Annotated in this window: 18 protein-coding genes; 10 read left to right on the top strand and 8 right to left on the bottom strand. The window is 59.4% G+C overall.

The window, feature by feature from the left end:
• Nucleotides 1-248: 248 nt before the first annotated feature.
• Both BT119_RS08445 and BT119_RS08440 read left to right on the top strand, forming a co-directional pair.
• Nucleotides 249-1,700 (top strand): alanine/glycine:cation symporter family protein, encoded by a 1,452-nt coding sequence (locus BT119_RS08445; protein ID WP_003367965.1) that lies wholly within the window; start codon nt 249-251, stop codon nt 1,698-1,700.
• A gap of 29 nt (nt 1,701-1,729) precedes the next feature.
• Entirely contained in the window at nt 1,730-2,734 is a 1,005-nt protein-coding gene (locus BT119_RS08440; protein ID WP_003432830.1) for an asparaginase, read from the top strand.
• Between the two features lie 55 nt (nt 2,735-2,789).
• Here the strand turns inward: BT119_RS08440 and BT119_RS08435 are convergent, their stop codons facing one another.
• The 3 genes from BT119_RS08435 to BT119_RS08425 all read right to left on the bottom strand — a co-directional run bounded on the left by BT119_RS08435 (nt 2,790) and on the right by BT119_RS08425 (nt 6,625).
• Nucleotides 2,790-3,677 carry a bestrophin family protein gene (locus BT119_RS08435; RefSeq protein ID WP_003316074.1) on the bottom strand — a complete coding sequence of 296 codons (888 nt, stop codon included), beginning with the start codon at nt 3,675-3,677 and terminating at the stop codon, nt 2,790-2,792.
• Nucleotides 3,678-3,796: 119 nt separating this feature from the next.
• On the bottom strand, nt 3,797-5,008 hold the full coding sequence (locus tag BT119_RS08430; protein ID WP_003432829.1) for a YeeE/YedE family protein: 1,212 nt from the start codon (nt 5,006-5,008) through the stop codon (nt 3,797-3,799).
• Nucleotides 5,009-5,062: 54 nt separating this feature from the next.
• On the bottom strand, nt 5,063-6,625 hold the full coding sequence (locus BT119_RS08425) for a MocR-like pyridoxine biosynthesis transcription factor PdxR (RefSeq protein WP_072365330.1): 1,563 nt from the start codon (nt 6,623-6,625) through the stop codon (nt 5,063-5,065).
• Between the two features lie 89 nt (nt 6,626-6,714).
• On the opposite strand from BT119_RS08425, the gene BT119_RS08420 reads away from it, so the two are divergent.
• The 3 genes from BT119_RS08420 to BT119_RS08410 are packed head-to-tail and all read left to right on the top strand — an operon-like array spanning nt 6,715 to nt 8,480.
• On the top strand, nt 6,715-7,353 hold the full coding sequence (locus BT119_RS08420) for an FMN-binding negative transcriptional regulator (RefSeq protein WP_003367958.1): 639 nt from the start codon (nt 6,715-6,717) through the stop codon (nt 7,351-7,353).
• Complete coding sequence (locus tag BT119_RS08415; RefSeq protein WP_003367956.1) at nt 7,350-7,796, top strand: GNAT family N-acetyltransferase; 447 nt, start codon at nt 7,350-7,352, stop codon at nt 7,794-7,796. Before BT119_RS08420 ends, BT119_RS08415 begins: the two co-directional genes overlap by 4 nt.
• A 15-nt stretch (nt 7,797-7,811) precedes the next feature.
• On the top strand, nt 7,812-8,480 hold the full coding sequence (locus BT119_RS08410) for a GNAT family N-acetyltransferase (protein ID WP_054082254.1): 669 nt from the start codon (nt 7,812-7,814) through the stop codon (nt 8,478-8,480).
• A 151-nt stretch (nt 8,481-8,631) separates the two neighbouring features.
• On the opposite strand, the gene oadA is transcribed toward BT119_RS08410, so the two are convergent.
• Entirely contained in the window at nt 8,632-10,440 is a 1,809-nt protein-coding gene (oadA, locus tag BT119_RS08405) for a sodium-extruding oxaloacetate decarboxylase subunit alpha (protein ID WP_003432826.1), read from the bottom strand.
• Nucleotides 10,441-10,451: 11 nt separating this feature from the next.
• The gene (locus tag BT119_RS08400) at nt 10,452-11,867 is read right to left on the bottom strand and encodes an acetyl-CoA carboxylase biotin carboxylase subunit (protein WP_003367950.1); all 1,416 of its coding nucleotides are present in this window, start codon (nt 11,865-11,867) and stop codon (nt 10,452-10,454) included.
• A 160-nt stretch (nt 11,868-12,027) separates the two neighbouring features.
• On the opposite strand from BT119_RS08400, the gene BT119_RS08395 reads away from it, so the two are divergent.
• A complete protein-coding gene (locus BT119_RS08395; RefSeq protein ID WP_072365328.1) occupies nt 12,028-12,978 on the top strand; it encodes a LysR family transcriptional regulator in 951 nt (316 codons plus the stop codon).
• On the opposite strand, the gene BT119_RS08390 is transcribed toward BT119_RS08395, so the two are convergent.
• Nucleotides 12,932-13,117, bottom strand: a complete 186-nt coding sequence (locus BT119_RS08390) for a PA3496 family putative envelope integrity protein (RefSeq protein ID WP_003316061.1) — start codon at nt 13,115-13,117, stop codon at nt 12,932-12,934. The two genes, BT119_RS08395 and BT119_RS08390, sit on opposite strands and share 47 nt — an antisense overlap.
• A 254-nt stretch (nt 13,118-13,371) precedes the next feature.
• Here BT119_RS08390 and BT119_RS08385 point away from each other — a divergent pair, with 254 nt between their 5' ends.
• Complete coding sequence (locus tag BT119_RS08385; protein ID WP_003432821.1) at nt 13,372-13,683, top strand: hypothetical protein; 312 nt, start codon at nt 13,372-13,374, stop codon at nt 13,681-13,683.
• A gap of 302 nt (nt 13,684-13,985) precedes the next feature.
• Here the strand turns inward: BT119_RS08385 and hexR are convergent, their stop codons facing one another.
• Nucleotides 13,986-14,852: a transcriptional regulator HexR gene (hexR, locus tag BT119_RS08380; protein ID WP_003367945.1), complete on the bottom strand. Its 867-nt coding sequence runs from the start codon at nt 14,850-14,852 to the stop codon at nt 13,986-13,988.
• 307 nt (nt 14,853-15,159) lie between these two features.
• On the opposite strand from hexR, the gene uvrD reads away from it, so the two are divergent.
• The 3 genes from uvrD (at nt 15,160) to BT119_RS08365 (ending at nt 18,926) form a co-directional block, all read left to right on the top strand.
• Nucleotides 15,160-17,343: a DNA helicase II gene (gene uvrD / locus BT119_RS08375; RefSeq protein WP_003367943.1), complete on the top strand. Its 2,184-nt coding sequence runs from the start codon at nt 15,160-15,162 to the stop codon at nt 17,341-17,343.
• Between the two features lie 202 nt (nt 17,344-17,545).
• The gene (locus BT119_RS08370) at nt 17,546-18,388 is read left to right on the top strand and encodes a Tim44 domain-containing protein (RefSeq protein ID WP_003432820.1); all 843 of its coding nucleotides are present in this window, start codon (nt 17,546-17,548) and stop codon (nt 18,386-18,388) included.
• A gap of 130 nt (nt 18,389-18,518) precedes the next feature.
• Nucleotides 18,519-18,926, top strand: coding sequence for an SMI1/KNR4 family protein (locus BT119_RS08365; protein ID WP_003316056.1), 408 nt, complete (start codon nt 18,519-18,521; stop codon nt 18,924-18,926).
• Nucleotides 18,927-18,964: 38 nt separating this feature from the next.
• On the opposite strand, the gene BT119_RS08360 is transcribed toward BT119_RS08365, so the two are convergent.
• Nucleotides 18,965-20,728, bottom strand: a complete 1,764-nt coding sequence (locus BT119_RS08360) for a cation:proton antiporter (RefSeq protein ID WP_003432818.1) — start codon at nt 20,726-20,728, stop codon at nt 18,965-18,967.
• Between the last annotated feature and the right edge of the window lie 238 nt (nt 20,729-20,966).

Here is a 20,966-nt window from a genome sequence, read left to right as displayed (position 1 = left end):
GAGGGCCTAGACACCCCTCAATTTTTTGAGGGTCTGGGAGTGATTCTCCAGACCCTTTTTTTTGCCCGCAGCAAAGGGCTCCGACACTGGACCCAGAGCCTTCGGCACACCACTTTTGCGGAGCCATCCGTGGAAGTATTCATTCATCGTCGCGAATGAAGAATCAGCCGTACAAGAAAGCGACTACAGACGTAAAAACTTTGCACCGGTATAGTGCGCCCCCTCAAAAGTAGCGAGGAATAACAAAAATGCTGGAAATGATTAACGACTTTCTCTCCGGTAAAGTACTGATCGTACTTATCGTAGGCTTGGGTAGTTACTTCACGATCCGCTCGCGTTTCGTTCAGTTTCGACACTTTTTCCACATGTTCTCGGTTTTTCGCGACAGTCTGCGCAGCAGCGCGGGCCAGTTGAGTTCGTTTCAGGCCCTGATGCTCAGCCTTGCGGGCCGCGTCGGTGCCGGTAACATCGCAGGCGTCGGCATTGCCGTCACGCTCGGCGGTCCGGGTGCCGTGTTCTGGATGTGGGTGACCGCACTGGTCGGCATGGCCAGCAGCTTCATCGAGTGCTCCCTCGCTCAGCTCTACAAGCGCAAGGATTCCGAAGGCCAGTTCCGTGGCGGTCCGGCGTTCTACATCCAGCACGGTCTGGGTAAACGCTGGCTGGGCATGGTCATGGCCGTACTGCTGCTGGTGACCTTCGGTTTTGCCTTCAACGGCCTGCAATCGCACGCTGTGACCGACTCGCTGAAAAGCGCGTTCAACGTCGACACCCGAACCACCGGCATCTGTCTGGTCGTGCTGCTGGGCCTGGCCTTCGTTGGTGGCATCAAGCGTATCGCGGCTATTTCCGACCTGCTGGTTCCGGTCAAGACCCTGATCTACATCGCGGTCACCATCTACGTCATCGTCCTGCAGATCGACCACGTTCCCGGCATGCTGATGACCATCGTCAGAAGCGCCTTCGGCCTTGATCCGGTATTCGGCGGCCTGATCGGCAGCGCGATCGTGATGGGCGTCAAACGTGGCGTCTTCGCCAACGAAGCCGGTCTGGGCAGTGCGCCCAACGTGGCTGCCGTGGCACACGTCGAGCACCCGGTAGCGCAGGGCGTGGTTCAGGCGTTCAGCGTGTTCCTCGACACCTTCGTGATCTGCACCTGCACCGCCTTGCTGATTCTTCTGTCCGGTATCTACGACATCGGCTACGACGGCAACGGTATCGTTCTGGCACAGAACTCGCTGGCAGCCGTAGTCGGTGACTGGGGCAGAATCTTCATCAGCGTGGCGTTGGCACTGTTCGTCTTCACCTCGATTCTCTACAACTACTACCTGGGCGAAAACAGCCTGCGGTTCCTGTTTGGCGAGAAGATCCAGACCATCATCATCTACCGTATCGCGGTGCTGGTGTTGATCATGTGGGGTGCCGTCGTCGACCTGAAAGATGTACTGGCGTTCGCCGACATCACCATGACCATGCTGGCGTTCGTCAACCTGATCGCGCTCGCAATGCTGTTCAAAGTCGTCAAGCGCATTTTGAACGACTACGATGCGCAACGTCGGGCCGGGGTCAAGACGCCGGTGTTCGATTCCAGCCAGTTCCCTGATCTGGACCTGGACCGCAACGCATGGCCGGCCAATCCGACGCGTCAGTCGACACAGGACGCCGAAGCGGCAGCCAAGCCTGTACCCGAAGCACGATAACCACCGCGACACTACGCCGGAGTAGAGCCATGCCTCATGACGCACAACAACCAGCCCAACGCGTAATGGTTCTTTACACCGGCGGCACCATCGGCATGCAGGCCAGCGCCAACGGCTTGGCACCGGCCTCCGGTTTCGAAGCGCGAATGGCCGGGCAACTGGCCGAGCACCCGGAACTGGTGGTGCCGCAGTGGCACTTTCGCGAGATGTCGCCGCTGATCGACAGCGCCAACATGACGCCTTCCTACTGGTTGCGTCTGCGCGAGGCGGTAATCGAGGCGGTTGAGGTCGACGGTTGCGATGCGGTGCTGGTTCTGCATGGCACCGACACCCTGGCGTACAGCGCAGCGGCGATGAGCTTCCAGTTGCTGGGGTTCAGCGCACCGGTGCTGTTCACCGGCTCTATGCTGCCTGCCGGCGTGCAGGACAGCGATGCCTGGGAAAACGTCAACGGCGCCCTGCTGGCGCTGGGGTCGGGTCTGGTGTCAGGCGTTCAGTTGTATTTTCACGGGCAACTGATGACACCTGTACGCTGCGCGAAAATTCGCAGCTTCGGCCGTCAACCGTTCGCACCGCTGCAACGCTCGCGTGGCGGCCATGCGGTGGTTTCGCTCCCTGACGCATTGAACTATCGCCAGCCGAAGACACTGGCAGAGGTCGCAGTATTACCACTGTTTCCGGGTGTCGGTGCTGCTCAGCTGGACGGTTTGATCAATAGCGGTATCCGCGGTCTGGTGCTCGAGTGCTTCGGCAGCGGCACAGGCCCAAGTGACGATCCGCAATTTCTGGCCAGTCTGGAGAACGCCCGAGCGCTGGGTGTCTGTGTGGTCGCGATTACCCAGTGCCATGAGGGCGGTGTCGAACTGGATGTCTACGAAGCGGGCAGCCGACTGCGTGGTGCAGGCGTGCTCTCCGGTGGTGGCATGACCCGTGAGGCCGCGCTCGGCAAGCTGCATGCGCTGCTGGGCGCACGCCTGACGACCGAGGAAGTACGGCGCCTGGTCGAACTGGACCTGTGTGGCGAGCTGCGTTAAGCGGCTACTTCTGCTTTACCCGAGGCGTCACGCACTCGCGCGACGCCTCACCCCTTCATGAAGCCTTGCATTCTTCCTGCGCGCCCCTGAGCATCGAATCCAGATTGCGCTCGATGTTTTCGCACAACGCCGTCATCTGAATCTCATGTTCACTGGCACGGAACGGGCTCTGCAGGTCAGTACCGATCTTCTCGATCGCCAACAGCATGAAACCCACCACCGTCGACGCCAGCGGCGTGAACCAGCCAAGGGTCTCCACCAGACCAATCGGTACGATAAGGCAGAACAGCGTGATGAACAGGCGCGGAAAGGCTACGTACGGATAAGGCAACGGTGTATTGGCAATACGCTCCATGCCGCCCTGGCAATTGGAGATGTCCACCATGGTCGACTCCAGACGTGCCAGACGAATGCTGTCCAGCCGCCCGGCCTGATACTCCTTGGCCAACAGCGCAGCCGACGTATTGAGCAGGTCGTTGGGAAAGTTGTTGGTGTCGTGACGACGTTCGAATTCCTCGCGAGGAATCAGCATCTGAACCTCATCACCACATTTGGCGCCCTTCAGGTGCGCAGACAGGCACTTCACATACGCGACATGGCGACGCAACAGTGTGGCCTTGACCGGGTTGATCCCGTCGTCATCCTCGACCAGCGTCAGCACTTGCCGAGCGAAGCTGCGTGAACTGTTGACCAGCGCACCCCATAACGTCCTGGCTTCCCACCAGCGGTTATAGGCACTTGAGTTGCGGAAGCTGGTCAGCACCACCAGCGCCGAGCCCAGCAGGGTCAACGGCATGGACGGCAAGGTGATCTTGCGTTCCAGGTAGAGCATGAAGTCGACCGTGACAATCACGTCCCAGATCAACAGCCAGAAAAGCGACCATCCTACGTAGCCGATGGTCTTGCCGAGAAAACGGATTTTCGAAATGATCGTTTGCTGCAAAAGAACCACCCCATCGAAAAATAAGCGAACCGCATACGCACAGTTACCGCATGGCCTTTGAATACGAAACCGGCAGTTGGTTCGCAAGCGGCCCGCTTGTCTCGGGGTTTCAGACGTTTTCAGCAGCCATTAAGAGCCACCTGTGGACGCTCGCCGGTGAAGAAAATCGGCCGCAGGCGGACACCAACGACGTTACCGGCGTAGGCCGCTACCAGCCACAGCCAGCCGTGCAGGCTGCCGGATGCGATACCGCTGAAGTACGCACCGATGTTGCAGCCGTAGGCCAGTCGCGAACCGTAGCCCAGCAGCAAGCCGCCGATGACCGCCGCCACCAGCGAGCGCGTGGGGATATCGAGGCTGGGTGCAAAACGACCTGCCAGACCTGCCGCCAGCAAGGCACCGAGCATGATGCCGATGTCCATCACACTGGTGATGTCTTCCCACACCGGAGCCGCCAGCGCCTTGGCGTTGGCAGCGCTCTGCCAGAACACCCAGCTGCCGACGTCTACGCCCAGCCCGCTGGCCGCTTTTGCACCCCACAGCGCGAACGCCGAGGTGATGCCCCACGGACGACCGGCCAACGCCAGCGTTGCGTAATTGAGAAGCGCCAGCGCGACAGCGCCCCAGACCAGAATCCACGGCCCGCGCAGCACACGACTCAGACCGCGATGATCCGTGGCTGGCGGCGTTTCAAGCTGGCCATGACGGCGCTTTTCGAGCTTGACGGTCACCAGGGCGATCAAGCCGAACAGCGCCAGATTGACCAGCAGCGCAGGCAGCACGCCGAAGGTTTTGACCACCGACACCGCCGGGAACGAAGGCAGGGCAAACCACCAGTCGACGTGATGGGTGGCAATCAGTGAGCCGAGGATGAAAAACAGCAAGGTCACCAGCATCCGCGCATTGCCACCACCGGCAGTGAACAGTGTGCCGGACGCACAGCCACCGCCCAGCTGCATGCCGATGCCGAAAATGAACGCGCCGACGACGACCGAAATCCCGACCGGAGCAACCAGACCAGTGACTGGCTGGCCAAACAGCGTGCCCGCGCCCAGTGCCGGGAAAAACAGCACAACGGCGACCGCCAGCATGACCATCTGCGCGCGCAGGCCTGCACCCCGCCGCTCGCGGATGAACACCCGCCAGGCCGAGGTGAAACCAAATGCCGCGTGATACAGCGTTACGCCCAACGCCGCGCCGACGATCCACAGCATCACCTGACGGGTGCCGACACTGAGCAGAAGGAACTGGGCGCCCATCAGCAGCAGGAACAGCGCGGCCAGCGGCGCGCCGAACTTGCGTCCGGGTGTTGCAGTAAGAGAGTTGTTCATGGGTATCTCAAGGACAGGTAACAGAAAGCACAGATTATACGCCTGCCAACGGGACTACTCGGACCAGACCTCGCGCAGCCTGTTCAATGCCTCGACCATCTCGTACTCGGGCACTGCGGCAAACCCCAGCACCAGCCCGGCCCGGTTATCCACAGGCTCAGTGGAATCAGGCAGCCAGTAATCACTCAGGGCATTCATTTCGACCCCGACGCCATTGGCCTTGGCAATCAGCGCCTGCTCACGCGCCACGCTGTCGACCTTGACCATGACATGCAGCCCGGCAACCCCTCTGGGCATTGTCGCGCATCCCGGAATATCGGCAGGCCAGTTATCCAGCAGCACATTGCGCCGACTGAGCGCCGCGCGCCGCATGCGACGTATGTGTCGCTGGAAATGACCCGACGCAATAAATTGCGCCATGACCGCCTGAACGCCAATTTCAGTATGGCGCATGTCCACGGCCTTGCGCTGGCTGAACATCGGCACCAGTTGCTCTGGCAAAACCAGATACCCGAGGCGCAGCGCCGGGAAGGCGATTTTGCCGAACGTCCCGACGTAGAGCACGCGCGCGTTGCGGTCGAGCGCGGCCAGAGGCGCCAATGGTGAACCGCTGTAGCGATACTCACCGTCGTAATCATCCTCGACAATCCAGCCTTGGTGTTTCTCGGCCCAGGCCAGCAATTCCAAGCGCCTTGCCAGGCTCATCACCACGCCGGTCGGGTACTGGTGTGAAGGTGTCACGTAGGCCAGGCTGCAGTCTGCCTGCTCGAGGTCGGCGCAACGCATGCCTTCGTTATCCACAGCCACCCCGTGCAATCGGGCACCTGCCAGTGCAAACGCATGACCGGCCGCCCGATACCCCGGATTCTCAACGGCGACGCCCTCGCCCGGGGCAAGAAGCAACTGTGCACAAAGGCTGATCGCATGCTGTGCACCACTGGTGATCACAATTTGCTCAGCACTGCAATGCAGCCCACGCGATGAGCGCAGGTAGACCGCAATCAGTTCACGTAACCGCGAGTCTCCCGCCGCTGACCCATAACCGAGCTGAGCAAGGTCCGGCTTGCGCCAAAAAGCGGCATACAGCTTGCCCCACAAGGCAAAGGGGAAAAGATCGAACGCCGGTACGCCTACCCGAAAGGCCCGCGGCCTACCCGTTGGTGGTTCATGCAAACGATGCTTTTCGAGCAGCGCGCGTGTCGGGTTGTGGATAACTTCACAGGAGGAATCTGACGGCATTTCAGCCGCGATTGTGGACAAACCTGTGCGTAACCCTGTGGATACACCTGTGGGTAAGTTGGTGGATAGTTTTTTACGGCTTGCCCGTCGAGGCGAAGCGTTTGCTTCAGAGAGCTGCGCGACATACGTGCCGTCGCCAACGCGCCCTTCAATGAAGCCCTCGGCATACAGCTGGTCGTAGGCCCGTATCACGCTGTTACGGGAGATGCCCAGTGAATGTGCCAAATCGCGGCTGGCTGGCAGGCGCGTGCCGCTGCTCAGGCGCCCATCGAGGACCTGCTGGCGCAACAGGCTATAAAGCTGCTTGCTCAGGCCCTGATTCGGGTCCAGCGCGATACCGGTGAGCGTGGACGGAAACGCAACGGGGACATCAGGCATGCATTGGCCCTATTGAAACTATCAAAAATGGATCTTACATCAGACCAATGCCTTGCCTACGATCCGGTCATCAGCCAAGGATATTCCCCATGTACATCCCCGCCGCTTTCAAGGACAACGACACACCGAGCCTGCACCAGCAGATGGAGCAGACGCGCCTGGCGATTCTGGTCACTGACGGCGCAGAGGGATTGCAGGCGACCCACCTGCCGCTGCTGTTGCGCCGCGATGAAGGCCCCCGAGGCACACTTTACGGGCATCTGGCCAAAGCCAATCCACAGTGGCAGCAGTTGAGCTCCGGCGCCGAAGCACTGGTGGTTTTTCCTGGCGGCGATGCCTACGTCAGCCCGTCGTTCTACCCAGGCAAGGCAGAGCACGGCAAGGTCGTACCCACATGGAATTATGTGGCCGTGCATGCCTATGGGCAGGCCGAGGTTTTTACCGACGCCGCGCACTTGCATCAATTGCTGGCTGACCTGACCCATCGCCATGAATCCGGCCGGGCGCAACCCTGGTCCATTGACGATGCGCCGGCGGACTACATCGCAAAAATGCTTGGAGCGATTGTCGGATTCGCCATTCCGGTGCAGCGGCTACAGGGCAAACGTAAACTCAGTCAGAATCGCAACGCTGCGGACATCGCCGGTGTGCGCGACGGCCTCGCCGCAAGCCAGGATGCAAATGACCAACTGATCGCTCGCTTGATGAGCGAAGGAAGCAGCTCATGACCGATGTGCGAATTCGCCCCGTTAGCGTCGACGATCATCACGCGTGGCTGCCTCTGTGGCAGGCCTATCTGCGCTTCTACAACACCGAGCTGGCCGAAGGCGTCAGCGACACCACCTGGCAACGCCTTGTGGACCCAAACGAACCGACTCACTCGGCGCTCGCCTGGCTGGGTGACGAGGCGGTGGGCATGGTGAACTTCATCTACCACCGCTCCAACTGGAGCATCAACAACGCCTGTTACCTGCAAGATCTGATCGTCGCACCCGAAAAACGCGGAACAGGCATCGGCAGGCGACTGATCGAGTTTGTCTATGCCACTGCCAAGGCAGACGGTTGCGACAAGGTGCACTGGCTGACCCACGAAACCAACGCCACGGCCATTCAGTTGTACGAGCGAATCGCCGAACGGCCCGGCCTCATACAATTTCGCAAAGCACTCTGAAACAGGAAGTGACTGATGTCTGACACCCTGCTGGACTGGCAAGCCGCTGCATTGCCCACGCCCCATACACTGACAGGCCGTTTCATTCGCCTGGAAAAACTCGATGTCGCGCGTCACGCCGATGACTTGTGGACGGCATTTGAAGGCCCGAATGCGGACCCGAAGCTGTGGGATTATCTGCCTTACGGGCCGTTCATCGACCGTAGCGCCTTCGATGCGTGGCTGGCCGGGCATCAGGCAGCCACCGATCCGTGGTTTTACACTGTGGTCGATCAGCAGACCGATAAGGCCAAGGGCGTCATCAGCCTGATGTCGATCGTCGCTGCCCACGGGCGAATCGAAATAGGTCATGTCACCTTCAGCGCCGCCATGCAACGCACGCCCAAAGGCACCGAAGCCATTTACCTGCTGGCCAGAGAGGCCTTCGCACTGGGCTATCGCCGCCTGGAATGGAAGTGCAACGCCAACAATGCCCGCTCCAAACGCGCTGCCGAGCGATTCGGCTTCAGCTACGAAGGCACCTTCCGCCAGCACATGGTGGTCAAAGGCCAGAGCAGGGATACCGCGTGGTACTCGATCCTCGACAGCGAATGGCCTGAATTACGAAAGGCATTTGAAAACTGGCTGGCTGTGGATAACTTCACTGACGGGCAACAGATCAAGGGGCTTGAGGCGTTTCGCTGATCCTGAGGACGCAAGGCGCCCAGAACTGCATTTCCACGTTGGAGCGTGCGGAACGATAGTCGTGACCACTGGGCCCGCCTGCCAGAATAAAAAAAGGGAAGCCACGAGTGCTTCCCTGAGGTAAACCTTTGGATGATGCGCAGGTGTCAGCTCAACCTTCGATCTCGATCAGCACTTCGCCCGGATTGACGCGGTCGCCCTTGGCGACGTGGATGGCGACGACCTTGCCTGCGACCGACGCCTGAACCTCGGTCTCCATCTTCATCGCTTCAGTGATCAGCACTGCCTGACCGGCCTTGACCACATCGCCCTCCTTGACCAGCACATCGACGATGTTGCCGGGCATGGTCGTGCTGACGTCGCCCGGTGCATGGGCTTGCTTGCGTTTACTGGCCCCGCCGCCGACGAATTCGTTGAGCGGCTCGAACACCACCTCTTCCGGCATGCCGTCTATGGTCAGGTAGAAGTGGCGCTTGCCCTCAGCCTTGACGCCCACACCGGTGATGTCGACCCGATAAGTCTCGCCGTGCACATCAATGACGAACTCGGTCGGTACGCCCTCACCGCCTGCCTTCGCCACGCTTCCGGCTTCGGGAATCGGCAGCAGCACTTCCGGCGCCAGCGTCCCGGCAGCGCGTTCCTCCAGGAACTTGCGGCCAATGTCCGGGAACATGGCAAACGTCAGCACGTCCTCTTCGGACTTGGCCAATGCGCCGATATCGGCCCTTAGCTTGGTCATCTCCGGTTTGAGCAGGTCGGCCGGACGAACATCGATCAGTTCTTCATTGCCGATCGCCTGGCGACGCAGCTTCTCATCCACCTGCCCCGGCGCCTTGCCGTACCCGCCCTGCAGATACAGCTTCACTTCATTGGTGATGGTTTTGTAACGCTCCCCGGCCAACACGTTGAAGAACGCCTGAGTACCGACGATCTGCGAAGTCGGAGTTACCAATGGCGGATAACCGAGGTCTTTGCGCACGCGCGGAATTTCAGCCAGTACTTCGCTCATGCGGTTGAGCGCCCCCTGCTCCTTCAGCTGATTGGCCAGGTTGGAAATCATCCCGCCCGGTACCTGGTTAACCTGCACCCGAGTGTCGACTGCAGTAAATTCGCTCTCGAACTGATGATATTTCTTACGCACCGCGTAGAAATACAGACCGATTTCCTGCAGCAGTTCCAGGTCCAGCCCGGTGTCGAACTCGCTGCCCTTGAGCGCGGCCACCATCGATTCGGTGCCCGGATGGCTGGTGCCCCAGGCAAAGCTGGAAATCGCCGTGTCGATATGGTCCGCGCCGCTTTCGATCGCCTTGAGCTGACACATCGCGGCCAAACCGGCCGTGTCATGCGAGTGGATGAACACCGGCAACGACTGCTCGGCCTTCAGCGCCTTGACCAGTTCACCCGTGGCATAAGGCGTCAACAGGCCGGCCATGTCCTTGATCGCCACCGAGTCACAGCCCATGGCTTCCATCTGCCGGGCCTGCGCCACGAAGGCCTCGATGGTATGCACCGGGCTGGTGGTGTAGGCGATGGTGCCCTGTGCATGTTTGCCCGCCGCTTTCACCGCCTCGATGGCAACCCGCAGGTTACGCACATCGTTCATGGCATCGAAAATACGGAACACATCAATACCGTTGACCGCCGCCTTGGCGACGAACGCCTTGACCACGTCATCGCTGTAATGCCGATAACCCAGCAGGTTCTGGCCACGCAGGAGCATCTGCAACCGGGTATTGGGCAAGGCCGCACGCAGCTGGCGCAGACGTTCCCAAGGGTCTTCCTTGAGAAAACGCACGCAGGCATCGAAGGTGGCACCGCCCCAGACTTCCAGCGACCAGTAGCCGACCTGGTCGAGCTTGTCGCAGATCGGCAGCATGTCTTCGGTACGCATGCGCGTCGCCAGCAACGATTGATGAGCGTCACGCAGGATGGTGTCGGTTACGAAAATCTTCTTGGACATTTCACTGTTCCTTACAGACCGGCGTGTGCGGCAATGGCGGCGGCGATGGCCAGGGCCAGCTCTTCGGGTTTGCGTTTGATCGAATAATTGGTCAGCTCGGGGTGGCTCTCGACAAAGCTGGTGTTGAACTCACCGCTGCGGAACTCCGGGTTGCGGAGGATTTCCTGGTAATAGGCAGCCGTGGTCTTGACCCCTTGCAGGCGCATGTCATCGAGCGCACGCAGGCCGCGGTCCATGGCCTCCTCCCAGGTCAACGCCCAGACAATCAGCTTCAGGCACATCGAGTCATAGAACGGCGGAATGGTGTAGCCGGTATAAATCGCCGTGTCGGTGCGCACGCCAGGTCCGCCGGGCGCGTAATAACGAGTGATCTTGCCGAAGCTGGGCAGGAAGTTGTTCTTCGGGTCCTCGGCATTGATCCGGAACTGCAGGGCAAAACCGCGATGGATGATGTCTTCCTGCTTGACCGACAGCGGCAGACCGGAGGCAATACGGATCTGCTCGCGAACGATATCAATGCCGGTGATTTCTTCGGTGATGGTGTGCTCGACCTGCACCCGGGTGTTCATTTCCATGAAGTACACCTCGCCCTCGGCGAGCAGAAACTCCACGGTGCCAGCGTTCTCGTAACCAACCGCCTTGGCCGCACGTACCGACAGATCGCCGATGTAGGCGCGCTGTTCGGGCGTCAACTGCGGGCTGGGGGCGATTTCGATGAGCTTCTGATTGCGTCGCTGAATCGAACAGTCGCGCTCGAACAGGTGCACCACATTGCCAAAGCTGTCGCCCAGAATCTGCGCTTCAATGTGCTTGGGATTGACGATGCACTTCTCAAGAAAGACTTCTGCCGAACCGAAGGCCTTGGTCGCTTCGGAAATCACGCGCGGGAAGGCCTGCTCGAGTTCTTCGCGGCTGTTGCAGCGGCGGATGCCACGTCCACCGCCCCCGGAAGTGGCCTTGAGCATCACCGGGTAACCGATACGCTCGCCCTCGGCCAGCGCCTCGTCGATATCTGCCACGTTGCCTTCGGTACCGGGCGTGACCGGCACACCGGCCTTGATCATGCTGCGTCGGGCCTCGGTCTTGTCCCCCATGCGGCGAATCACTTCGGCTGAGGGACCGATGAATTTGATCCCTCGTTCGGCACAGATATCGGCCAGCTCGGCATTCTCGGAAAGAAAGCCGTAACCGGGATGCAGCGCATCGCAGCCGGTTTCCACTGCCAGATTCACCAACTTGCGCGGGTTCAGGTAACCCGCCAGAGGTTCGGCACCAATGCTATAGGCTTCGTCGGCACGTTTGACATGCAAGGCATGCCGGTCAGCGTCGGAAAAGATCGCCACCGAGCGAATGCCCATCTCGGCGCATGCACGCACGATACGAACGGCAATCTCCCCGCGGTTGGCGATCAGAATTTTTGTTATCACTGGCGTTTCCCTCGACCCACACTTGTAACCGTGTATGTGACTGAATGTCGCAGAGCCACCCTATGCCGAATCGAGGATTAACAAAAATGAGTAAAAGTTGGGAGGTGCATAAGTAAAAGCTTATAGTTAGCGCTTCGGTTGGATAGTGGAGCTTTTGTAAATGCGTAAGTCATTGATGCGTATGACATTGCGTCAGTTACGCATTTTCAATGAGGTGTGCGATCTGCGCTCCTACAGCCGTGCGGCTGAAGAAATGTCGCTCACACAGCCCGCTGTCAGCCTGCAGATTCGACAGCTCGAAGAGTTGATCGGCCAGCCGCTGTTCGAATACGTCAGCAAAAAGCTCTACCTGACCGAAGCGGCGCAAGCCCTGCAACAGGCCAGCCGGGATATTTTCGGGCGCCTGGAAAGCCTGGACATGCAGCTTTCCGACATGCAGGGCTCACTGCAAGGCCAGTTGAAGCTGGCAGTCGAATCGAGCTGCAAGTACTTCATCCCCCACCTGTTCGCCGCCTTCAAGCGCCAGCACCCGGAAGTCAGCCTGAGCCTGATGGTGGTCAATCGCGCGCAAGTCATCAGGCGCCTGGCGGATAACCGCGATGATCTTGTGGTGATGTCGGCAGTGCCCCTGGACATGGGCCTGGAGTTCTTGCCGTTCCTGAATAACCCGATTGTCGCCGTGGCACCGCCTGACCATCCGCTGAGCACCCGCACGGCGCTGAACCTGAAAGACCTGGAGCCATGGCCGTTGCTGACCCGGGAAACAGGATCGGGCACGCGACGGGCCTGCGAGGAGTTCTTCAAGGAGAAGCGCGTGCACTTCACGCAGACGCTGGAAGTCTCTTCCAGCGAAGCACAACGTGAATGCGTGGTTGCCGGGCTGGGCCTGGCGATGCTGACCCGACACGCGGTCTGCCAGGAACTCGCCACAGGCACTCTGGTGGAGCTGCCCGTGGCGGAGTTGCCACTGTATCGAAGCTGGTGCGTGGCTCAGGCCGGGGACAAACGCCTTTCACCCGTGGCACATGCGTTTCTTGCGTTCATCCGCACCGAACGTGCGCAGATCAGCCAGCTTGTCGAGCGTTTCGACGGTCGACCGCGGGCAACTTGATCGTCTGCCAGACGGCGTTATCCATGCCATCCATGTAGTCACACAGCTCCTGATTGAGCTGACGTGCCTCACTGTAGCTTTCAATTGCCCGACGAAACTCCATGCGACGCTGATCTTCCTGCTGACGGCGGGTTTTCACGGTGCTGGTAGGTAAATCATCGTAATGCCGAGCCATATCCTGTCTCCCAATACGTTTTGTGGGAGCACCAGAATGGAGCGTGACAGTGACAATCAGACGGCACGCAGGTGACAGATCGATGAACTTTCGTTCAGCGCTCATCAAAAAAATTTCAAAAAATATATATGTATTGCCGCTCGCTGACGCGCCACACACAAACTTGCCCTGCTGAAAGCAACTCACTCATTAAACAATTACTAGCAAGGAGCTACCCAATGACGACCAAAGACAAAAACTGGATCGCGCGTGATGACAGAACGCCGGAAGTTAATACGCTGACCGTGGCTGGCCTGGTGCCTACATCCGCCAGTCACTCTCTCCCATGGCTGAGTCTGCGCAACATACCGAGTGAAGCGGGCCAATTGAATCTGGACCTCAACTACTACGCGACAGGTCTGGGGCCGTGGACAGGGCGCGAGACACCCGCCGTATACGCCCAGCCCAGCGATGCATCCATCACCTCCGTCCGTATCTATCAAGACGACGAGTTGCTGGTAAGCATCGATGAGCTGACCGTTATACAGTGATCAACAAGTAACAGATTCAGTAAAGCCCTCGCCAGACGCCTCAGGGTTTCCGGGGAGGGCTTTCTTCGTTGCGCAAGCTGACTGCAGCGAACACATGACAGTCTGGTTAATTCTTGTAACGTGATAGCCGGGAAAAAACGCGAAAAATATACAATTACCGCATCTCGGAAGCCGAATCGATAGAAACTGGCCCTGCAGGATGCAATTCACTCATTACCTCAATTAATCCAGTCGCGGGCCCCTCCCAATAACCGCAGGTCATTGGCGGGACTCTTGACGTCGTTTTCAAATTGAAAACGACGTCAATCTTCGTGAGCCTTGATCGACTTCGGCGACAGGCGCAAACCACGCAGGCTGCGTTTGACGCTTTTGAGATGGTTCACCAGACCGGGGCCGCGCGCCATTGCAACGCCCATTGCCAGCACATCAATGACCACCAGGTGGGCAATGCGAGAAGTCAGCGGCGTGTAGATTTCGGTGTCTTCATGTACGTCGATGGCCAGATTGACCGACGACAGCTCGGCCAGCGGCGTCTGACTGGGGCACAGGGTGATCAGCGTCGCGCCGCTCTCGCGGACCAGATTGGCGGTGATCAGCAGATCCTTCGAACGCCCTGACTGCGAAATGCACACCGCGACATCGGTCGGCTTGAGCGTGACGGCTGACATCGCCTGCATGTGCGGATCGGAATACGCCGCAGCGGTCAGCAGCAAACGAAAGAACTTGTGCTGCGCATCAGCGGCTACTGCACCGGACGCGCCAAACCCGTAGAACTCGACCCGATTGGCTCCGGCCATGGCCGTGACCGCCAATTGCAACGCATGGGGGTCGAGGTTTTCGCGCACTTCCATGAGCGTGTGCAGCGTGGTGTCGAAAATCTTCAGGCTGTAGTCGGCGACCGAATCGTCTTCGTGAATCGCGAACTGCCCAAAACTTGCGCCCGCCGCGAGGCTTTGTGCCAGCTTCAGCTTGAGGTCCTGAAATCCGGTGCAACCGATGGCGCGGCAGAAACGCACGATGGTCGGCTCGCTGATACCGACGCTGTGCGCCAGGTCTGCCATGGAACTGTGCATCACGGCCGCAGGGTCGAGCAGCACATGGTCGGCTACCTTGAGCTCCGATTTGCGCAGCAAATTACGTGACTGGGCGATGTGTTGCAGCAGATTCAAGGGGCAGACTCGGCAAAAGAGAGGTGGGCTGGGTTGTAGCTTTCTTGTAGTTATACTACATGACCCGCCAGCCGCCCAGTTAAACGAAGCTGGAACGTGCCGTGCGGGCGTTATCAGCGGCAATTGTGGGAATAATCCTACATTAGGCCGAATCGCCCGTCAGACACTGCCTGCTCACAGGTAAAGGTAGACGCAACGCATTCGCTCCCGGCAACAGGCGACGACCGGTCGTCAGCGCCCCGCCATTTTTATTGCCTGACGCAAAGCATGGTTTGCCCGTCATCGCGCGGCACCCTAGAATGCGCTGATGCGCGATGATCTCTCTCTTCTTCTGAATTCCCTCAACGATGCCCAACGTCAGGCCGTAGCCGCCTCTCTGGGTCGTCAGTTGGTCCTGGCTGGTGCTGGCTCCGGCAAAACCCGTGTGCTGGTGCATCGCATCGCATGGCTGATGCAGGTCGAGCAAGCCTCCCCGCATTCGGTCCTGTCGGTGACGTTCACCAACAAGGCGGCTGCCGAAATGCGCCACCGTATCGAGCAGCTGATGGGCATCAGCCCGGCTGGCATGTGGGTAGGCACCTTCCACGGTCTGGCCCACCGCTTGCTGCGTGCGCACTGGCAGGAAGCCGGGCTGGTACAGACCTTCCAGATTCTCGACAGCGATGACCAGCAGCGTCTGGTAAAGCGCGTGATGCGCGAGCTGGGTCTGGACGAACAACGCTGGCCTGCACGCCAGGCCCAGTGGTTCATCAATGGTCAGAAAGACGAAGGCCTGCGCCCGAAACATATTCAGGCCAGCGGCGACCTGTTCCTGACCACCATGAAAAGCGTCTACGAAGCCTACGAGATCGCCTGCCAGCGGGCCGGCGTCATCGACTTCTCCGAACTGCTGCTGCGCGCACTCGACCTGTGGCGCGATAACCCGGGCTTGCTGGCGCATTATCAGCGCCGCTTCCGTCACGTCCTGGTGGACGAGTTCCAGGACACCAACGCCGTGCAGTACGCATGGCTGCGCCTGCTCGCCCAGGGCGGTGACAGCCTGATGGTGGTCGGCGACGACGATCAGTCCATTTACGGCTGGCGCGGCGCGAAGATCGAGAACATCCACCAGTATTCCTCTGACTTCCCGGACACCGAAGTCATCCGCCTTGAGCAGAACTACCGCTCCACAGCGAGCATTCTCAAGGCTGCCAACGGCTTGATCATCAATAACAGTGGTCGCCTGGGCAAGGAGTTGTGGACCGACGTCGGTGATGGCGAGCTGATCAATCTGTACGCCGCGTTCAACGAGCACGATGAAGCGCGTTACGTGGTCGAGACCATCGAGAGCGCGCTGAAAACCGGTATTTCGCGCAACGACATCGCCATTCTGTACCGCTCCAACGCCCAGTCGCGGGTACTCGAAGAAGCCCTGCTGCGTGAGCGTATTCCGTACCGCATCTATGGCGGACAGCGCTTCTTCGAACGCGCCGAAATCAAGAACGCCATGGCCTACATGCGTTTGCTGGAAGGCCGTGGCAACGATGCGGCGCTGGAGCGGGTGATCAACGTTCCGGCGCGCGGCATCGGTGAAAAGACCGTCGAAGCGATTCGCGAACATGCGCGTCATGCCGACGTTTCAATGTGGGAAGCCATGCGCCTGCTGGTGGCCAACAAGGGCCTGACCGGACGCGCCGCCACTGCCTTGGGCGGATTCATCGAGCTGATCGAGAACCTCGCGGCCAAGGTCATGGAAATGCCGCTGCACCTGATGACCCAGACGGTGATCGAACAGTCCGGGCTGATTACCTATCACGAGCAGGAAAAAGGCGAGAAAGGTCAGGCGCGAGTAGAAAACCTTGAGGAACTGGTCAGCGCGGCCCGTGCTTTCGAGAATCACGAAAGCGAAGAAGACCTGACGCCACTGGCTGCGTTTTTGGGGCATGCCTCGCTGGAAGCGGGCGACACCCAGGCGCAGGAGCATGAAGACAGTATTCAGCTGATGACCCTGCACAGCGCCAAGGGCCTGGAATTCCCGCACGTGTTTCTGGTGGGCATGGAGGAAGGGCTGTTCCCGCACAAGATGAGTCTGGAGGAACCGGGCCGTCTTGAAGAGGAACGGCGCCTGGCTTACGTCGGTATCACCCGGGCCATGAAACAGCTGGTGATGACCTACGCCGAAACGCGTCGCCTGTACGGCAGCGAAACCTACAACAAGGTCTCGCGTTTCGTACGCGAGATTCCGCCTGCGCTGATTCAGGAAGTCCGACTATCCAACAGCGTCAACCGTCCGTTCGGTGGCACGCCGAAATTCAACAGCAGCAGCCTGTTCAACGGCACCGGCATTCCGGAAACCGAGTTCACCATGGGCCAGCGCGTCCAGCATGCGGTGTTCGGCGAAGGCGTGATCCTCAACTTCGAAGGCGCTGGCGCCCAGGCCCGGGTGCAGGTCAACTTCCCCGAGGGCAGCAAGTGGCTGATGATGGGCTACGCGAAGCTGGTGCCGTTGTAGGCCGGTCGATCATTGTCCATGCGCCCATGACTATCGTTCCCACGCCGTAGCGTGAGGAACGATAATCCTCGTACACATCTTACGAAGCGCGTAGAAAAGTCCTACGCTGTTTATGTAAAAGTCCGAAACACTAACGCGCTGGTCATGTCGCCATCCGCTGTGCAACATGGCGCGCGTGCAATCACAAAACGGGAATACCCTTATGCAACGTTTTCTAAGCATCGCGATGGCGCTGTGCATCGGGCTCACCATGAGCCTGGATGTGAACGCCGCGCGCTTCGGTGGCGGTAAGAGCATGGGCTCGGCGCCTACGCACCAGACACGTCAGGCCGCCCCCTCCACGCCTGCGGCAGCGCCCAACGCTGCGGGCCGTCCTGCCCCTGCGGCAAGCGGTGCTTCGCGCTGGCTGGGCCCATTGGCCGGTATCGCTGCCGGCGGCCTGCTCGCGTCGATGTTCATGGGTGACGGCTTCAACGGCCTGCAACTGTTCGACATCCTGATCATGGGCCTCATCGCCTTCCTGATCTTCCGCTTCATTGCGCGTCGTCGTCAGCAGCAACAGCCGAAAATGGCCGCTGCCGGTGCGCCGTACCAGCGTGAAACCAGCCAGCCTGCGCAGAACCCGATCTTCGGCAGTTCTTCCCCGGCCTCCGCTGCGCCAGTGATCAACGCACCGGCCTGGTTCAATGAACAGCGCTTCCTGGACGCTGCTCGCGGCCACTTCCAGTCGCTGCAGCAGCACTGGGACGCCAACGAAATGGACAAGATTGCCGAGTTCGTCACTCCGCAAATGCTGCAGTTCCTGAAAAAGGAACGTGCGGACCTGGGCGACGGCTTCCAGTCGACTTACATCGAGAACCTCAATGTCCAGCTGGACGGTGTGGATGACCGGGCCGACAAGACCATCGCCACGCTGACGTTCTCGGGCGTGTCCAAGACCTCGCGTTTCGACCAGGGCGAAGTGTTCAGCGAAAGCTGGAACATGGAACGCCCGCAAGGCGATAACCAGCCCTGGCTGGTGGCAGGAATTCGCCAGAACGGTTGAACCAGAACCCGTTCTCGCGTTCAGAACCCCGGATATGTCCGGGGTTTTTGTTTATCCGTTCGGATAGTTATTTTGAGAAAGGCTTTACGCTACTGTATAACCCGCGCCATCAAGTGAGAGGATCTGTGTCGTGGAAGAAGTCATTGAACAACTGCGTGAAGCAAATGAACCGGTTCCGGTTCCGCTTGAGCTGCCTGACGAAGACCAACTGGTCGAGATCGAGGAACAGCTGTTCATCAACATTCCGTTTGTCTTCAAGGAATTTCTCCTGACAGTCAGCGATGTGGTGTATGGCAGCCTTGAACCCGTCACGGTGACCGACCCGCAGTCGCACACCTACCTGCCAGACGTGGCTGCCACGGCCTGGGATCTGGGCGTGCCGCGCGAGCTGATTCCGATCTGCCAGGACGGTGACGATTATTACTGCGTCGAGGAAGACGGCACGGTGCTGCTGTGGTCCGCCGAGGAAGAACTGGTTACCGAAGACAGCTGGGAATCGGTCTGGCACTGGGCTCGGGATGTCTGGCTGGAAAGCTGAGACACCCCTGCTGCGCAGTATTCAAGAATCTCCGGGCCTCAGTGCCCGGAGTTCTCTTGATGGTTACCCAGTGTTTCCAGTAACGCAATCTGCATCCGCGTATGCACGCGGATCAGCCAGCGCCACAGCAACGCGGCGACCAGGGCGGCTATCAGTCCAACCACCAGCAGCAGTTCGTTGGCCGGCAGAATGCTTGCCGACAATGCCGCCAGCATCACGAAAATCACCACCAGCGATAACAGCGGAATCACCTCGGCCACGACCTTGCGCACGCGCACGGTATGCCGGCCCGCCATCTCGGGTTTCACCCCCATCTCGGCCAGCAGCATCGACAGCGCCTTGAGCTTGCGATAAGCGGCAATCAGAAACGGCAGTGACAGCAGCAGCGCCGCGCCGCAGATCCAGGCTTTCTGATGGCTGATATCGGCCACCCACTCGCTCATGTAGCCGCCAAGACGCTCGGCAAAATAGCCACCGCTGAAAAAGATCGCCATCACCAGCGCCAGGTTGACGCCGACCTGCAAGAGAATCCGCCTGATCATACCGGCAAGGACTGCACTCTGGCCTTGCGGCTGAATGCTGCGCAACCACTCGCCGTACATGCCGAACACCCGGGCAACGCGCCGAGGCATGATCGCCGCCAGCTTGAGCGACAACGGGTCTGCGCCGCGAATCAGATACGGTGTCAGCAGGGTGGTGATGGCGGACACGGCGACTGCCACCGGGTACAGAAAGTCGCTGGTGACCTGCAGGGTCATGCCCAGCGCCGCGATGATGAAGGAAAACTCGCCAATCTGTGACAGTCCCATGCCCACGCGCAGCGAGGTACGGCCATCGTTGCCTGCGATAAAGGCACCCAGACCGCAGGACAGCATCTTGCCCAGCACCACGGCAACGGTAATGACGGCGATCGGCCAGGCGTATTGCAGCAGGATGCCCGGATCGATCATCAAACCGATGGCCACGAAAAAGATGGCACTGAACATGTCGCGAACCGGCTCGATCAGGCGCTCGATCTTCAGCAGCTCACGCGACTCGGCCATGATTGCGCCGATCAGGAAGGCACCCAGTACCATGCTGTATTCCAGCTTGACCACCAGCAGACAGAAGCCGAAACACAGGCCCAGCACGGTGATCAGCAGCATCTCGTTGCTTTCGAACCTGGCGACATAGGACAGCAATCGAGGCACCACGAGGATGCCGACCACCAGCGCCACGATCATGAACAGCGACAGCTTGCCGACGGTGGAGAACACTTCCCCGGAACTGACCGAGCCGCTGACAGCGATGCCGGACAACAGCGCGATGATGCCGATGCCGAGAATGTCTTCCACGATCAACACGCCGAAGATCAACTGGGCAAAGCGCTGGTTCTTCATCTTCAGGTCGTTGAGCGCCTTGACGATGATGGTGGTGGAGGAGATCGCCAGAATCGCGCCGAGAAACAGCGAGTCCATGGTTTTCCAGCCAAAGAACTGCCCGATCTCGTAACCGATCCAGATCATCAGGGCAATTTCCAGAAAGGCCGCGATGAACGCCGTAGCGCCCACCTTGAACAGCTTGCGCAGGCTGAATTCCAGGCCCAGGCAGAACATCAGGAAGATCACCCCCAGTTCGGCCAGAATTTTGATGGTTTCTTCGTCATGGATCAGACTGAACGGCGGAGTGTGCGGACCGATGATGAACCCGGCAACGATATAGCCCAATACCACCGGCTGCCTGAGGCGATGGAACAGAATGGTTACCACGCCGGCCACCAGCATGATCACTGCCAGATCCTGAATGAAATTGATGGCATGCATGGTGGCGAAGCTCCTTGTGATGATGATGTTGCAAACCGATATCGCCGTGTCCTACAGGGCGACAGCCATCCTTTTCGTCATTAAAATCCGATAAAGACGCAGGAAAAACCCCGATCCACAGGTTTTTGCAGGTTAACACCGCCCCCTTCGACATAAAGGCGGTGCAATATATGGAAACAGATAGTTATGACGCGTGACGGCCGCCTGTTGGCCAGCGTCCCGATAACTGTCACAAGCC

The organism is Pseudomonas sp. NFACC10-1, from assembly GCF_900119195.1.
In the GTDB taxonomy this organism is placed as follows: domain Bacteria; phylum Pseudomonadota; class Gammaproteobacteria; order Pseudomonadales; family Pseudomonadaceae; genus Aquipseudomonas; species Aquipseudomonas cerasi.
The sequence above is the reverse complement of the archived record's forward strand: the minus strand, read 5'-3'. Positions and strand labels throughout refer to the sequence as shown.

Bases quoted from the DNA above. Each gene is read 5' to 3' on its own strand.
- BT119_RS08385 (WP_003432821.1), top strand. From the start codon at position 13,372: ATGACGACCAAAGACAAAAACTGGATCGCGCGTGATGACAGAACGCCG.
- BT119_RS08410 (WP_054082254.1), top strand. From the start codon at position 7,812: ATGTCTGACACCCTGCTGGACTGGCAAGCCGCTGCATTGCCCACGCCC.
- BT119_RS08445 (WP_003367965.1), top strand. From the start codon at position 249: ATGCTGGAAATGATTAACGACTTTCTCTCCGGTAAAGTACTGATCGTA.
- BT119_RS08430 (WP_003432829.1), bottom strand. From the start codon at position 5,008: ATGAACAACTCTCTTACTGCAACACCCGGACGCAAGTTCGGCGCGCCG.
- BT119_RS08420 (WP_003367958.1), top strand. From the start codon at position 6,715: ATGTACATCCCCGCCGCTTTCAAGGACAACGACACACCGAGCCTGCAC.
- BT119_RS08425 (WP_072365330.1), bottom strand. From the start codon at position 6,625: ATGCCTGATGTCCCCGTTGCGTTTCCGTCCACGCTCACCGGTATCGCG.
- uvrD (WP_003367943.1), top strand. From the start codon at position 15,160: ATGCGCGATGATCTCTCTCTTCTTCTGAATTCCCTCAACGATGCCCAA.
- BT119_RS08415 (WP_003367956.1), top strand. From the start codon at position 7,350: ATGACCGATGTGCGAATTCGCCCCGTTAGCGTCGACGATCATCACGCG.
- oadA (WP_003432826.1), bottom strand. From the start codon at position 10,440: ATGTCCAAGAAGATTTTCGTAACCGACACCATCCTGCGTGACGCTCAT.
- BT119_RS08395 (WP_072365328.1), top strand. From the start codon at position 12,028: ATGCGTAAGTCATTGATGCGTATGACATTGCGTCAGTTACGCATTTTC.
- BT119_RS08370 (WP_003432820.1), top strand. From the start codon at position 17,546: ATGCAACGTTTTCTAAGCATCGCGATGGCGCTGTGCATCGGGCTCACC.
- BT119_RS08440 (WP_003432830.1), top strand. From the start codon at position 1,730: ATGCCTCATGACGCACAACAACCAGCCCAACGCGTAATGGTTCTTTAC.
- BT119_RS08360 (WP_003432818.1), bottom strand. From the start codon at position 20,728: ATGCATGCCATCAATTTCATTCAGGATCTGGCAGTGATCATGCTGGTG.